General features: G+C 41.4%; 14 protein-coding genes and 1 tRNA gene. 8 read left to right on the plus strand and 7 right to left on the minus strand.

Annotated elements, in window-relative coordinates:
* Window positions 1-165: 165 nt before the first annotated feature.
* Window positions 166-567 (minus strand): DUF1699 family protein, encoded by a 402-nt coding sequence (locus tag FKV42_RS04250; RefSeq protein WP_154809009.1) that lies wholly within the window; start codon window positions 565-567, stop codon window positions 166-168.
* 309 nt (window positions 568-876) lie between these two features.
* Between FKV42_RS04250 and trpD the strand changes: the two genes are divergently transcribed.
* The 6 genes from trpD (at window position 877) to FKV42_RS04275 (ending at window position 5,557) form a co-directional block, all read left to right on the plus strand.
* Complete coding sequence (trpD, locus tag FKV42_RS04255) at window positions 877-1,914, plus strand: anthranilate phosphoribosyltransferase (protein ID WP_154809010.1); 1,038 nt, start codon at window positions 877-879, stop codon at window positions 1,912-1,914.
* Window positions 1,892-2,569 (plus strand): phosphoribosylanthranilate isomerase, encoded by a 678-nt coding sequence (locus FKV42_RS04260; protein ID WP_154809011.1) that lies wholly within the window; start codon window positions 1,892-1,894, stop codon window positions 2,567-2,569. Before trpD ends, FKV42_RS04260 begins: the two co-directional genes overlap by 23 nt.
* Window positions 2,562-4,133 (plus strand): anthranilate synthase component I, encoded by a 1,572-nt coding sequence (gene trpE / locus FKV42_RS04265; RefSeq protein WP_154809012.1) that lies wholly within the window; start codon window positions 2,562-2,564, stop codon window positions 4,131-4,133. Before FKV42_RS04260 ends, trpE begins: the two co-directional genes overlap by 8 nt.
* Window positions 4,130-4,720 (plus strand): anthranilate synthase component II, encoded by a 591-nt coding sequence (locus FKV42_RS04270; RefSeq protein WP_154809013.1) that lies wholly within the window; start codon window positions 4,130-4,132, stop codon window positions 4,718-4,720. The genes trpE and FKV42_RS04270 overlap by 4 nt, the downstream gene beginning before the upstream one ends.
* A gap of 98 nt (window positions 4,721-4,818) precedes the next feature.
* Window positions 4,819-4,950: a hypothetical protein gene (locus tag FKV42_RS14190; RefSeq protein WP_268865964.1), complete on the plus strand. Its 132-nt coding sequence runs from the start codon at window positions 4,819-4,821 to the stop codon at window positions 4,948-4,950.
* A 55-nt stretch (window positions 4,951-5,005) separates the two neighbouring features.
* A complete protein-coding gene (locus FKV42_RS04275; protein WP_154809014.1) occupies window positions 5,006-5,557 on the plus strand; it encodes an adenylate kinase family protein in 552 nt (183 codons plus the stop codon).
* A gap of 18 nt (window positions 5,558-5,575) precedes the next feature.
* Here the strand turns inward: FKV42_RS04275 and FKV42_RS04280 are convergent, their stop codons facing one another.
* From FKV42_RS04280 to FKV42_RS04290, 3 genes are read right to left on the minus strand one after another with little or no spacing between them, the layout of a single operon-like run.
* Window positions 5,576-7,144, minus strand: coding sequence for a hybrid sensor histidine kinase/response regulator (locus FKV42_RS04280; RefSeq protein ID WP_154809015.1), 1,569 nt, complete (start codon window positions 7,142-7,144; stop codon window positions 5,576-5,578).
* A complete protein-coding gene (locus FKV42_RS04285; protein ID WP_230375493.1) occupies window positions 7,144-7,572 on the minus strand; it encodes a response regulator in 429 nt (142 codons plus the stop codon). The genes FKV42_RS04280 and FKV42_RS04285 overlap by 1 nt, the downstream gene beginning before the upstream one ends.
* A 1-nt stretch (window position 7,573) precedes the next feature.
* Entirely contained in the window at window positions 7,574-10,012 is a 2,439-nt protein-coding gene (locus FKV42_RS04290) for a PAS domain S-box protein (RefSeq protein WP_154809016.1), read from the minus strand.
* 314 nt (window positions 10,013-10,326) lie between these two features.
* Here FKV42_RS04290 and FKV42_RS04295 point away from each other — a divergent pair.
* Window positions 10,327-10,399, plus strand: a tRNA-Cys gene (locus FKV42_RS04295).
* Between the two features lie 23 nt (window positions 10,400-10,422).
* On the plus strand, window positions 10,423-11,859 hold the full coding sequence (cysS, locus tag FKV42_RS04300; RefSeq protein WP_154809017.1) for a cysteine--tRNA ligase: 1,437 nt from the start codon (window positions 10,423-10,425) through the stop codon (window positions 11,857-11,859).
* A gap of 66 nt (window positions 11,860-11,925) precedes the next feature.
* On the opposite strand, the gene FKV42_RS04305 is transcribed toward cysS, so the two are convergent.
* From FKV42_RS04305 to fpoF, 3 genes are all read right to left on the minus strand, one after another.
* On the minus strand, window positions 11,926-12,582 hold the full coding sequence (locus tag FKV42_RS04305; protein WP_154809018.1) for a cobalamin B12-binding domain-containing protein: 657 nt from the start codon (window positions 12,580-12,582) through the stop codon (window positions 11,926-11,928).
* A 287-nt stretch (window positions 12,583-12,869) separates the two neighbouring features.
* A complete protein-coding gene (locus FKV42_RS04310; protein WP_154809130.1) occupies window positions 12,870-13,397 on the minus strand; it encodes a nicotinamide-nucleotide adenylyltransferase in 528 nt (175 codons plus the stop codon).
* Window positions 13,398-13,410: 13 nt separating this feature from the next.
* Window positions 13,411-14,439, minus strand: coding sequence for a F420H2 dehydrogenase subunit FpoF (gene fpoF / locus FKV42_RS04315; RefSeq protein WP_154809019.1), 1,029 nt, complete (start codon window positions 14,437-14,439; stop codon window positions 13,411-13,413).
* Window positions 14,440-14,459 lie beyond the last annotated feature (20 nt).

Genomic DNA, 14,459 nt, shown 5'->3' on the forward strand with positions numbered 1-14,459 from the left:
TTCGTTCTGCTTTTTCCATTCAACAGTATTTTTACCCGTAAACCCAAACCATCCGGCATTTTCAGGTTTGAAGTCTTTTTTTGCTGTTTTACACAATTAAAGCAAAAGTTGGTATTTTGTATGAAAAGAGCAAGGGCATTTAATTATACATCAAATGCTCTTCTCTTACTTCTTATTTTTAAGCAGGAACTTGATTAAATCAGTGCTCATATTCAGTTCATGTTCCATCTTTGCTGCAATTTCTTCATCTGAAAGACCATCTGCTCTGCACTGGTCGAAGCGCTCATATACACTTTCTGAAACTTCAGAGTACTCGTTAATGTCTTTCCTGTGACCCCATACATCGCCTTCAATTAATGCAATACCCCTCATATCCAAAAACATTCGAGTGGATTTGGAAATTGTTTTAATATATGAACTTGGGATATGAAGTGCTTTCACATTCGGACAGTTTGTTATGAGACTGAATATGTCTGTGTTTGATGGCCTGAATGCAAGATGAATCATTTCTTCATTAGAACCGAGATTATTGATTTCTTCTTTTGAACTTACTACTCTGATTTTCATTATTTATCACCAATATTTGAATTAAACAGGATTTGCTGTCCAAAAGTATACAAATTACTTAAAAATTACTGTATATATAAAATATATTGGAAACTGCTATATTTTTTGAAGCATGATATTTCAGGATAATAGATTAACTACTTATGAAAATGCAAAAAAAGAAAAATTTGAAATTTAGCTTCTGCGTATAAAATCAAGCAAAATGGGATTTTTACACAAAGCCACAAAACCCACAACCCTTAAATATAATTAATCATCTTTAATCAATATTGTACAAATATATACATTATTGCGTTGAAAGGTGCTAACATGAAGGACTACATCAAGAAAGTAAGTGAAAAGCAGGACCTCACAATTACAGAAGCAGAGGACGCAATCACCAAAATATTCACAGAGGCCACAGACGCACAGATAGGTGGCCTCCTCATTGCCCTAAAAATGAAGGGAGAGACTACTGACGAGATTGCGGGTTTTGCAACCGGTATGAAGAAAGCTGCAAATACAATTAACCCTGAAGCTGACGGAGCACTTGTAGATATTGTAGGAACCGGCGGAGACAAACGCAACACGATCAACATCTCAACCGCCTCTGCAATCGTTACCGCAGCAACCGGCGTAGCCGTTGCAAAGCACGGTAACCGCTCCATAACTTCACTTTCCGGTAGTGCCGATGTCCTGAGAGAACTCGGCATAAAAATAGACAAAGCACCTGAAGATGTAACCGAATCCATAGAAAAGAACGGAATCGGATTCATGTTCGCACCAATCTTCCATCCGGCAATGAAAAGGGTCGGACCAATAAGACAGGAAATGGGAGTAAGAACAGTTTTTAACATACTAGGACCACTCACAAACCCTGCAAATGCAAAAGTACAGCTTGTAGGTGTATTTGACAAGAACCTCTGCGAGCCTTTTGCTCAGGTAATGAAGAAACTTGGAGTTGACAGGGCAATGGTAGTCTACGGTGACGGCATGGATGAGATATCCAATTTCTCAGAAACATACGTTGCTGAGCTTAAAGATGGAAACATCACCACCTATACACTCACTCCAGAAGAGCTTGGAATCAACAGAGCAACTCCTGAGGATATTGCAGGCGGCACACCTAAGGAGAATGCAATAGATATCATAAGAATATTGAAGGGTGAAAAGGGGCCAAAGAGAGACATCATTGTAATGAACTCAGCCGCAGCTCTTTATGTTGCCGGAAAAGCAGCCTCAATCAAAGAAGCAGTCCCTATGGTTGAGGAAGTAATTGACAGCGGCAAAGCACTGGCAAAACTCATCGAATTCAGTGATGACGACAACATTCAGGGAGTCATAGATGAAGCATCTGCCCAGAGTTAAGATATGTGGAATGAAAACTGCTGAGGACATTGGACTGGCAGTAAGCTGCGGAGCCGATGCTGTGGGTTTCATCACAGAAGTTCCTGTAAACACCCCTAGGAAACTGGATGCACAGACCGCCGCAGACCTTGTCAGGAAAGTGCCATTCTTCGTGAACTCCGTGCTTGTGATAATGCCATCAAGCGGACAGGAATCACTGGAACTAGTTGAGAAGGTCAGGCCAGATGTAGTTCAGCTTCATAACGATCTCAGCGCAGATGAAATAGCGATCATACGTAACAACACACACCAGAAGATAATCAGAACATTTGTCGTACCGGTAGAATGCAGGGAACTGCCATCTGAAATGATGTCAGAGATAGATTTACTCTATGAGAGTGACCTGATAGATGGCATACTCCTTGATTCCGGCAAGGCAGGTGCAAGCGGCGGCACAGGACTCGTGCACGACTGGTCAATCAGCAGAAAAGTAGTAGAGAACACAGAAGCTCCGGTAATACTTGCTGGAGGACTGAAACCTGATAATGTAAGAGACGCGGTTAATAAGGTAATGCCCTTTGCCGTGGATACCGCTTCCGGTGTGGAAACCGACGGAAAGAAAGACCCTGCAAAAGTATGCAGGTTTATAGAAGAAGCAAGGTGTATCAATGGTTGATTTTGATCTTAATAAAGAGGATTTCAAAACCCTCGTTGAAAATTCACAGAAGCCTGCAATCGTGCAGCTCATGACAAAAGTGGATAGTATTTGTAGCCCGTTGCAACTCTATGCAACCCTGCAAAATGCAGGACATTCCTATCTGCTTGAATCCGTTGAGAAGGAGAAAAGGCATGCGAGGTATTCATTCGTAGGCTACGAACCTGAGATGGTTGTAGCTATCAAAGACAGATACATTACCATCGAGTGCCAGATGAACTCCGAGCTTACAAAGCACATCTACAACAAGCTCAAAGCAATGGGAGATGTGGAATCACTTATTGGCGGTAAGGTCAGGGTGAAGGTCAGTGAAGGTGACGATGCTCTTGCAGCTTTCAGAAAGATATATCCTACAAGCACCGGAACTCAGATGCTTAACCAGAAGCGCTTTGACAGGCAGACATTCCTCGGAGGAGCTATCGGTTATAACAGCTACGACCTTGTTTATGATTCATGGTTAGACCGGGACAAAAAACCTGATGCAGATGTCCCTTACATGCATTTTGCTATCATGTCAAAGACCTTTGTCTTTGATCACATAACAAACGAGACATACATAGTAATAACACCATTCGTTACTGAATCAAGCGACCTCAACGATGTTTACGAACACGCTGTATCTGAAGCTCAACTTATGGAAAGATCACTTCAGATGGCTTCAGTCATTAGTATCAGCGAGGATATTCCCGCAGCAGATACCGAGGCACCGGTTGCCAATATGGACCAGGCAGCCTACGAAGAAGCTGTGAGAATTGCAAAACAGCATATCATTGATGGTGATATTTTCCAGGTAGTGCCTTCCCGCAGGTACACTGTGAAAATGAAGCAGACACCTCTGCAACTCTACATCAGACTCAGGAACATAAATCCAAGCCCTTACATGTACATCTTCAACTTCAAGGATATCGGAATTGTAGGAGCAAGCCCTGAAACCCTCATGACAGTCTTTGACAGGAAAGTCATCACAAACCCAATAGCAGGAACCTGCCCACGTGGAAATAATGATGAAGAAGACAGTGAACTTGCACAGGAGATGCTGAACGACAAGAAAGAACGTGCAGAACACGTAATGCTTGTTGACCTTGGTCGCAATGATGTCAGGATGGTCTCAAAAGGTGGAACCGTTAAGGTTGATGACCTTATGAGCGTGGTGAAATATTCCCACCTTCAGCACATCGAGAGTACAGTAAGCGGTGAGCTCAGGGATGAGTGTGACCAGTTCGATGCCACACGTGCTATATTCCCTGCAGGAACACTTTCCGGTGCTCCTAAAATAAGGGCAATGGAGATCATAGATGATCTTGAACCTGAATCCAGAGGCATCTATGGTGGAGGAGTAGGTTACTATTCATGGAATGGTGACGCAGACTTTGCCATTGTCATAAGAACCGTTCTTATCAAGAACAACACAGCTTATGTGCAGGCAGGAGCCGGTATTGTGGCTGACTCTGACCCGACCTACGAATACAATGAAACCGAAAGGAAAATGGCTGCAATGATAAAGGCCATAGGAGGAAAACAATGAAAATATTGTTCATAAATAACAAGGATTCCTTTGTCTGGAATCTCGTGGACTATGTTTCCATATACGAACCTGATACCATGGTCGTTCCTAACACCATTTCCCATGAAGAAGTAAAGGAAATTAATCCTGATGCTATCGTGATTTCCCCAGGACCTGGAACACCCCACAAGGCAGAAGACATTGGTTCATGTCTTGATGTAATCAGGGAATTCGGTCCTAATAAACCTGTACTTGGAGTTTGTCTCGGACATCAGGCAATTAACACTGCATTCGGCGGAACCATCGGACATGCAAAGGGTGGCCCGATTCATGGAAAAACATCTGAAATCAGCCACGAGGAATCTCCGCTTTTTGAAGGACTTGAAGATAAGTTCAAGGGTGGCAGATATCATTCACTTGCCATTGAGAAACTGGCAGATGAACTCAAAGTCACTGCAAAAACAGATGATGATATAATCATGGCAGTTGAACACAAGGAATATCCCGTATATGGCTTGCAGTTCCATCCGGAATCCATACTTACCGAGGAAGGAATGAAGATTATCAGGAATTTCCTGAAAATTGCTGAGGAAAAGAACAAGAACTAAACAAATAGTAGTTACAGATTAGTTCCTCTGCAACTTATTTTATAGAATTATTAGAGGATTCCCTGTAATTACACTAAAAACTAAATGGAAGGATCAATTTGGGAAAATATGGAATTAACCCGAAAACAAAACCATGGGAATCATCCTGGAGAAAACGCTGGACTGGTGCACGAAAGTCCGTAGATTCTGCAAGGAACCATGAGTTCTGGATAGAACCTTCCAGACTTTAAGAAAACTGATAATTTTAATCACAATGATTAAGCACTTGAAGACTTATTCTTAACTATGCTTATCGGTATCACAGGAACACCTGGAACTGGAAAAACATCCGTGACCAGACTGCTTGAAGAGGAGCCTTACTATCAGGTAATCCACCTTAATGAGCTTATTAAAGAAGAGGAGCTTTACTCAGAAGTGGATGCTGAAAGGGACTGTGTTGTTGCTGACATGGACATAGTTTATGACAGGGTTTTGGAGCTTCAGGACAAATCGTATGCTGTGACTATCGTTGATAGCCACCTTTCCCACCATATTGCCGATATTGTTATTGTACTGCGGACAGACCCTGCTGTGCTAAAAGGAAGACTTGAAAAAAGGAATTATTCCGAAGAAAAAGTAAAAGAGAACCTCGAAGCTGAGGCTCTGGATATAATCCTTGCAGAATCAGTGGAATGGTGTGAGAAAGTCTTTGAAATTGACACCACCAAAGAAAGTGCAGAAAAGACTTTGAAAAGTATCATCCATATCATCAGAGGAGTTCGAAATGGTAACACAGTGGACCTTGAAGAGGAATTCAGGCCGGGTTCTGTTGACTGGTGTGATTACATATTCGACTGAATAATACTTAATCTTCAACTAATATTTTTGTGTATTGATTCCCAAATTAACAGGAGTTCTGGGTAATTTAAGCGTGAAGGTACTTCCGTTACCAAATTCACTTTCCACACGGATGTCACCGTTATGCATCTTTGCATATTCCCTGACAAGCATCAGGCCAAGGCCTACACCACCCTGTTTACGACTTGTAGAGCCATCTAACTGTACAAAAGGTTCGAATATCCTTTCCATATCCTTTTTCTCAATTCCAATACCAGTATCTGAAACTGTAAAATAGACGTCTCCACCGTTTCCCGTTACAGATATTGAGATCTTGCCACCTTCCGGAGTGAATTTTACTGAATTTTCCACGAGGTTATAAAGCATCTCTGTAACCTTATCAGCATCAGCTATAATCTCTTCAAGAACAGGATCAACAGCAGAATTTACGCAAACTTTCTTTTTAGCAGCCATTGAACTTGTCCTTTTAAGAACAATAGACAAAACATATTCGGGACTGAAACTTTCATAAATCACATCCATCTTGCCTGATTCTATCATGGACAGATCCAGCATCCTATTGACCAGTTCAAGTAACCTGCTTCCGCTCTGGTTGATGATAGAAATATATTGTTGCTGCGAGTTATTCAATTGGCCTGGCATTTCTTCCAATAATATATCAGAAAAACCTATAACTGAACTCAGAGGAGTTTTCAGTTCATGAGTGGTGTTGGCCAGCAATTCATTCTTATACCGGTTAGCCTCTTCAGCAGCAATTCTTGCTTTTAACATCTGTTGTTCGGCAAGTTTTCTGTCGGTTATATCTATGCAGGTACCAATCGCCCTGTGAGGAACACTTTTCTCATCTATACCAAACGGTTTACCATGACCTGTGACCCATATCCATTCCCCATTCTTTGAGCATATCCTGAAATCCATCTGGAATATTTCCCTGTTCCGCAGATTATCAAGTAATCTGGAATGGATAACATCCCTATCTTCTGGATGTAAAATAGATTTCCATGCATCGAATGTCTCTGGCAGATCACCCTGATTGTATCCAAACATAGAATACCACCCCGGACTGAAATATACTTTGTCCGTATCCATATCCCAATCCCAGAAACCCTGACCGGACACTTCCATGGCAAGCTTTAGTCTTTCTTCACTAATCCTAAGTGAGCATTCTGCTATTTCTTTAGCCGCAAGGACATCTTTTTTGTGAAGGGCTTCCCTTACTGAATAAGGCAGTCTTTTAATGCGATCCTTGAGAACATAATCCGTTGCACCTTCTTTCATGCACCTTACTGCTGTTTCCTCATTAAGGGAACCGGTAAAGATTATGAACGGAATGCTTTTGTCATATTCAAAAAGCAACTTGAGAGCATGCATCCCATCAAAACCGGGGAGATTATAATCAGAGATAATTATATCCGGTTTGAATTCAACTAGCTGTTTCAGGAATTCATCGGCGGTTTCTACTCTGCTCGAATTGAATACTAAACCATCCTTTTGCAGTATCCTCTCCGCCAGTTCCGTATCAGATGGAACATCTTCTACAAACAATATTCTCAGGTTTGATTCTTTTTCCATGTGTTTATGTTCCATTAACGTTTAGGATGTTCATTCATTAATAACCAGTAAAAACCAATTTTGTGAATCGACTTCACAAAACTATCGAAATCCACTGGTTTTACAATGTAGCTATTAACTCCTAATCGATAGCATTCAACAACATCACATTCTTCTTTTGATGAAGTTAACATCACCACAGGAATCATTTTTTTCTCCGGGTCGCTTTTTATTACTTTCAGAACTTCCAGACCATCCATTTTTGGAAGTTTCAGGTCAAGTAATATCAGACGAGGATTCACAGTCGTATTCCGATCTGCAAATTCGCCCCTGCCATACAGGTAATCAAGTGCCTGTTCCCCGTCCTCAAGAGCAATAATGTTGTTTGCAATATTGTTTTTTTTCAATGCCCTGAGAGCTAATTCCATATCATTTGGATTATCCTCTACCAGTACTATTTCCACTTCATTCTCCATATACATCGTATCCATCTTTTATAGGTAATGAAAAGTAAAATGTAGCTCCGTTATTAAGTTCACTCTCCGCCCAGACATCTCCGCCATGCCTTTTTGCTATACGCTGGACAATGGCAAGTCCCACTCCTGTTCCCGGGAATTCTTTCTCGCTATGCAAACGCTGGAATATACCAAATAGCTTATGAGAATATTTAGGATCAAAACCCACACCGTTATCCTTTACATAATAAACATTCATTCCATCTTCAGTGTAAGCTCCTACATCTATGACACTTTTGTCCCGTGATGAACTATATTTGATGGCGTTGGAAATCAAATTGATCCATACTTGTTTAATCAGAGATGAGTCTGCATAGCTGTCCGGCAAATCAGAAACATTGAATTCAATATTATTGCTGTTTTGATTTGTCATCAGGTCATTGTAAACTGAATTTACCATTATGTTCATGTTTACAGGAGTTAAATGCATCTTATTTCTTCCAATCCTGGAAAGACCCAGAAGGTCCGTAATTAGCTTGTCCATTTTCTGTGTATTTGTCCTTATCACATTGAGTAGACGCTTTCCTTCATCATCTAAAAGTTCCACATAATCCTCTAATATGATCCTTGAAAAACCATCTATGGCACGTAAAGGAGCGCGCAGGTCATGAGATACGGAATAAGTAAACGCTTCAAGCTCTTTGTTAGCTTTCTCAAGCTCAGATGTACGTTCAGCAACGCGTTTCTCGAGTTCTGCGTTCAGCTTTCTGACCTCGATCTCAGCCAGCTTACGTTCCGTGATCTTCTGGGACACACCGACAACGATATTCTCTTCAAGCCTATATGCATTAACAATAAAGTATTCATTTAGTTCCTCGGAATATATTTCAACACTGACAGGGATTCCGGTAATTGCCACCTCCCTATGCAGATCCAGTAAAGTGTTTTCCCTTTTTTCAATCCCGGGATATACTTCAGTCACACGCTTTCCTACTACATCTTCAGCTTTTAATCCTATATTCTTTTCAAATGAACTGTTAACATCCAAAAATACATAATCAATTGGACGTCCGTTTTCATCAGGAACCATTTCCGTTATCACGACTTCACTTATGTTGTTCTCAAAAAGGCCACGATACTTCTTTTCACTCTTCCTTATAGCTTCTTCTGCCTCTTTGTTTGCGGTTATGTCCCTCACACTTGCAAGGATATATCTTTCCCCGTTAAGTTCCATAGGTCTGGCATTTATGTCTACAGGGAATTCCCTTCCATCTCTGGTAATATGCACCCACTGGAACTGCATCCCATTTTTCAGGATATCTTCCATAGGTGAACTGGCGGGATCTCGCATTGAAGGAGCGGAAAGGTCACAGGCAACCATTTCCAGCAATTCGTCTCTGGTGTAACCATAAAGCTCCATAGCAACCGTATTCGCATCCATTATCCTGCTATCTTCGGCCACAAGGAACACCGGGTCGGAGTTACTGTCGAACAACTGACGATACCTGCCCTCCGATTCACGAAGAGAGGCGGTGCGCTCTTCCACCTCTGCTTTAAGGAAGATATCCCTGCTAAGGACAATGTAGACAAGCAGCGTCAAAAGAAGGGAAATGATCAATCCGCCTTTTTGGAACAGACCCAGCGGTCCCTCTATAGATGCCGACCAGCCTTCAGAGGGAACAGCAGCCAGTTCCCAGTTGCCTTCCGGAAGTGAGACCTGATAAACAGAAGGAGATCGAAGTAACGTATCATTAGAACCAAATAATGTTTGTCCAGAGAGACCCTGTAAAGATATATCAAAATCATCACCTATGTCGGTCAGTCCGGAATTCGCAATCATAGAAGGGAAATCAAGGGATAGTACTGCAATCCCCCATAATGAACCGTTTATATAGATGGCTCTTCTTGCAACTACTGCCATATCACCCTCTTGAAGTTCACATGGATCGGACACCACCGTTCTGCCTGTTCGAATGGTCTCCTGCAAAGCAGCCTTTCTGGCAGGATCCTCATCATTCATAAGATTATTAAAGGTCCTGCAGTACCCTGCCGCATTGCATGAATGCGGATACACATATGATTCATTGGACACCGGGAATAATCGTATCATCCGTATTACCGATGAACCGGAATAGATACCCGAGGCAAATATCTCAAAATTTTCATCCAATTCCTCCTTTGAAGGATTTGCCTCTACAAAAGAACCCATGCCTTCCAGATGGGAAGTACTGTGACCTATTATACTCGATAAAGAATCACCATACGGTGCCAGCTGCACCTCTACCTGCGTATGCTGGTCATTGAGAAGATCAGCCTGGTATATAGCACAGGCATGCCACCATATGAGCAGGGATATAACCAGGGTTACGGATGCACAAAAAAATGCCATGCGGTTACGAATGATATAGGACACGAAACCCGAATTCTTCCGTGGTTTACTTGCTTCCAATCTAACCCCTGTCCTTTATTTTCCTGTACCTGAAGTATCCATTCTGTTAGTTAAATGAGTGAATTAAGCCTGCATACATCCCTTTTGCAAAAATAGAAAGCATTAAAGAGAACATTTGATACCACTTTATTCAATTGCTGAAATATTGTGTGTTTATATAAATAAATTTTTCCAAATGTTTTTTTGCAGTCACGATGAATTAAGCACTGATTTTTGGAATGATATCGATAATTACCTCAAATCCTGACATTTAAAGAGAACAGATAAATAGAGTAAAATAGATGTAATGAGTAGCATTGTTCTACCATTATCATGCCGAGATGACAGAGTGGCTAATGTGACCGCCTGCAGAGCGGTTTTTCGGGAGTTCGAATCTCTCTCTCGGCATATTTATTTATCAGGGTGTTACTGTGGCGCTTAGAGTTTACAATACATTGACAAGAGAAACAGAGGATTTTGTACCTCTTCATGGAAAGAAGGTGAATATGTATGTTTGCGGACCCACGGTGTATGACCACTGCCACCTGGGACACGCCAGAAGTTATGTTTCTTTTGATGTAATCAGACGCTACCTTATCTACAAGGGATATGACGTAAATTATGTATCCAATATCACTGATGTCGATGACAAGGTAATAAACAGAGCAAAGGAAAGCGGAGAAGATACCTTTGAACTTTCAAGGAAGTTCACCGCATCTTTTGAAGAAGATATGCATGCTCTTGGGGTAATGGAACCAGATACACGTCCCAAAGTGACAGAGCATATAGAGGACATCATTGACACCGTTGCCCTGCTTATTGAGAAGGGGGCTGCTTATTCAACCCCTAAAGGGAACGTATATTATGACCTTGAAAAGTCTGCAGACAGAATTGGCATATTAAGCCACCAGACCGTTGAAGGCTTAATGGAAGGTTCCGGGTGTCGGATCGATGTTGAGGATGATAAACGATACCAGCTTGATTTTGCACTCTGGAAAAGATCTCCTGAGAATGAAACCAGATGGGACAGCCCCTGGGGCAGAGGCAGACCGGGATGGCACATTGAATGTTCTGTTATGTCCATGAAATACTGCTCAGAACAACTGGACATCCACGGTGGCGGACTTGATCTGATTTTCCCACATCATGAAGCAGAGATACACCAGTCCGAAAGCTGTACTGGAATGCATCCTTTCAGTAAATACTGGATGCATAACGGTTTTCTGACTATCGATAAAGAGAAGATGTCAAAGTCTCTTGGGAATTTCTTTACCATAAAAGAAGTGCTTGCTAAATTCCCCCCAGGAACTATCAGGTTCTTCATTGTTTATACTCACTACAGAAGTACCATTGATTTTAGTGAGGAGGCACTGGTAGAAGCCGCAAAGGCAAGAAAGAGATTATTGAACACGATCTCAAACGTAAAACATGCGGTCTCTGAAGCATCAGATAACGATGATGATTGTGGTCTTTCAGAACTCATAGATGAAACAAGAACCGCATTTGTTGAATCAATGGATGATGATTTCAATACCAGAGAAGCAATTGGAAATTTTTTTGTATTCAGCCGCAAGATCAATTCCATAATAACGGATGAAAAACCCGGAAAAGCTGAACTTGAAAATGTACTGGGTTTTTTTACAGAAATAAACAATGTACTTGGGATCTTTGAAGATGATAGTAAAAAGACATCCGAAAAGGAAAGTAGTGACCTTTCGGATGAGGAAATCAGGGAACTGATAGAACTCAGGGAAAAAGCACGTATTGACAGGGATTGGGCAACAGCAGATTCTATACGGGATGAGTTTAAAGAAAAAGGAATTATCATAGAGGACGGGAAAGAAGGAGTGAGATGGAGAAGAATATAATCATAAAAAACATAAAAAACCCTCATTTCATCATAAATAACTAATCAACCTAAATGTCCTGTAGACTTAGCTTTCGTGCAAAAATGCATTGATCTTGTTCACTGCATCCCCTGCATTTTCAGCATAAATATCCGCGCCAATCCTGTCAGCCCACTCCTGAGTAACAGGTGCACCACCAACCATTGTTTTTACATTGTTCCTGAGACCTGCATCAGTGAGTTGCTCCTCTATGCGTATCTGATTGATCATCGTAATGCTCATGAGTGCTGAAGAGGCTATTACATCTGCGTTTACTTCCTTTGCCTTTTTTACATAATGTTCTATGGGCACATCCCTACCAAGATCCACTACATCATATCCTGCAATCGTGAGAGCCGTTGCGACAATATCCTTTCCTACGGAATGGATGTCCCCTTCAATTGTGCCAATAACAACTGTGCCCTTAAAATTAAGTTTAGCACCCAACTTTTCTATTTCAGGTGAAAGAATAGACATTGCTGCCTGTATTGCATCAACTGCTGCAAGCATATGAGGGAGGAACAATTTACCTGCTGCAAACTGTTCACCTACATCTGCCATAGCCTCTGTGAACCCTTCCTCAATGAGCTCTAAAGGATCAACACCTGCTTCAAGGGCTTCTTTTGCAATCTTTTTTGCTGCTTGGTCATCAAAGTCCATGACGGCTTCTTTTGCCTTCGCAATAATCTCCTGATTTATGAGCATTGAAACACCCTTTGATTGTATTAACGCAACCTGCCTGGTGAAATCGAGATGTGAACGCAATCAATTAAGTTACTACAAAAAATCATAATATATCATTAACTGGGTGCAATGTTTGCATTGAATATGAATGTAAATAATAAAATTAGATACAAGTATCATTGTAACATTACAGCGTACTTGTAATAATAAGTCAGATCAGGAATAATTCTAAAAATCCTGATATGAAAAATCTCAATAACAAAAACAGATAGTTCATTCTAATGAACAGACATATTTAGAAATTAAATCTAATCATTATAATCCTTATCGGATTTCGACACACTCTTAAGCCGGTTCACACCATCAATCTCATCGATGACATCAATAACAGCTTTTGGAACAAGAGATTTCCAGTCCTCGTCTTTTAGCATCCTTTTACGAATCTCACTGCCAGAGTAACCTTTCCTCTGATACATTGGAGGTTGCTCTACCTGAATGCCTGATTCATTAAAAAGGCGCACAACAAGTGGGTTGTTAGAATAGACCACATCAAATGGTGGTGTCATAGAAATAATATGAGAGACCCACACAGCATTTCTTTGCAGGTCTTCCAGAGGAATCGCGTAATGTTTAATGCCAGCATCCTCCAGAGCATGCTTGATCATCATTACGCGTTCACCTGCAGTAAAAGGATTCTTAGGCTCGTGGCTTTTCTGCGCACTGCCGATACCAATTACTACCTCATCAACATCCCGGGCAATATCTTTTATTAAAGAGTAGTGTCCGAGATGAAATGGTTGGAAGCGTCCAATATAGAACGCTCTTCTCATGTGCATATGTGATAAACCATCAGTGAATGCCACATTCGTCGAATGAGAATTTCTCACAGACTTCAAGATAGTGACCTGAGTTGTTATCGTGTTTCATCTGAGCAAGTTTCTTGACCAGGTCAATTCCAGGCTTCGGATCTTCCATAATCTCTACTTTGTCTTTTACAAGTTCAAAGATCTTCTTACCTGTTTCCGTGCGTATGAAGACACTGTTCCATCCTTCCGGAGCACCGACAGATCCCAATGATATATCAGCAGATACGGAAGTATAGTCACAGCAGTGGTGGCAGGGGTTTCTTGCGTGAGGAGCGACTTCAGGAATCTTCACTGTATGTTCCTCACCGTCCTTTGTGATGTTCCAGAACTTACCTTTGTTGAAGTTCATCTTAACTACATCTTCAAGCTGGAGGTTCATTATTTCAGGAACGATCTTCTCTGTCATTACATCATGATAGAAACTTTCCATGCACAGAAGACCAAGGATAACAACAATCTTGTCATTGTTATTCTCTAAAAGGAGACGTGCGCCATGTGCCTGGCAGGGTACACCAATTACACCGATCTTGTCATACTTCTCAAAAGGTTCCCTGAGAGCTGAAAGAACTGAATCGTAAGTATATTTGGTACCTGTTGTCCTGTCAACATCTTCCGGCTTGGTCATAAGTATAAGCTCAGTACCCCATTTATCATCTTTGGCGATACCAACAATGCAATCTACTGTACCGGTTTCAAGCAAAGCCTTTGCAAGAATAGAAGTTACACCACCATCCTGGCCTTTTATGGTACTCTTTGCTCCAAAGAACTCTTTTACATTTGCAAATTCGTCTTCTACATATCCGTCAATTACAGGACAGAGTCGTGCGCATGTGAGACACTGCTCACATACGTCAGGTGCTGCACCTTTGACGTAGTATTCTAAATTATCAGGGTCACGGACTTCTGCATGCTTGTTCATAACAATTGCACCAGCAGGACATGCTGAAACGCATGCCCCACAAGCAGTACAGACGTCGTGCTCAATGACCTCTAATATTTTTGGATGGGCCATTAACTGCCTCCGACGTTATT

The sequence above is a fragment of the Methanolobus vulcani genome, from assembly GCF_006546655.1.
Lineage (GTDB): Archaea > Halobacteriota > Methanosarcinia > Methanosarcinales > Methanosarcinaceae > Methanolobus > Methanolobus vulcani_A.

Coding starts and splice junctions, on each gene's coding strand:
- FKV42_RS04250 (WP_154809009.1), bottom strand. CDS start 567: ATGAAAATCAGAGTAGTAAGTTCAAAAGAAGAAATCAATAATCTCGGT.
- trpD (WP_154809010.1), top strand. CDS start 877: ATGAAGGACTACATCAAGAAAGTAAGTGAAAAGCAGGACCTCACAATT.
- FKV42_RS04260 (WP_154809011.1), top strand. CDS start 1,892: ATGAAGCATCTGCCCAGAGTTAAGATATGTGGAATGAAAACTGCTGAG.
- trpE (WP_154809012.1), top strand. CDS start 2,562: ATGGTTGATTTTGATCTTAATAAAGAGGATTTCAAAACCCTCGTTGAA.
- FKV42_RS04270 (WP_154809013.1), top strand. CDS start 4,130: ATGAAAATATTGTTCATAAATAACAAGGATTCCTTTGTCTGGAATCTC.
- FKV42_RS04275 (WP_154809014.1), top strand. CDS start 5,006: ATGCTTATCGGTATCACAGGAACACCTGGAACTGGAAAAACATCCGTG.
- FKV42_RS04280 (WP_154809015.1), bottom strand. CDS start 7,144: ATGGAACATAAACACATGGAAAAAGAATCAAACCTGAGAATATTGTTT.
- FKV42_RS04305 (WP_154809018.1), bottom strand. CDS start 12,582: ATGCTCATAAATCAGGAGATTATTGCGAAGGCAAAAGAAGCCGTCATG.
- FKV42_RS04310 (WP_154809130.1), bottom strand. CDS start 13,397: ATGCACATGAGAAGAGCGTTCTATATTGGACGCTTCCAACCATTTCAT.
- fpoF (WP_154809019.1), bottom strand. CDS start 14,439: ATGGCCCATCCAAAAATATTAGAGGTCATTGAGCACGACGTCTGTACT.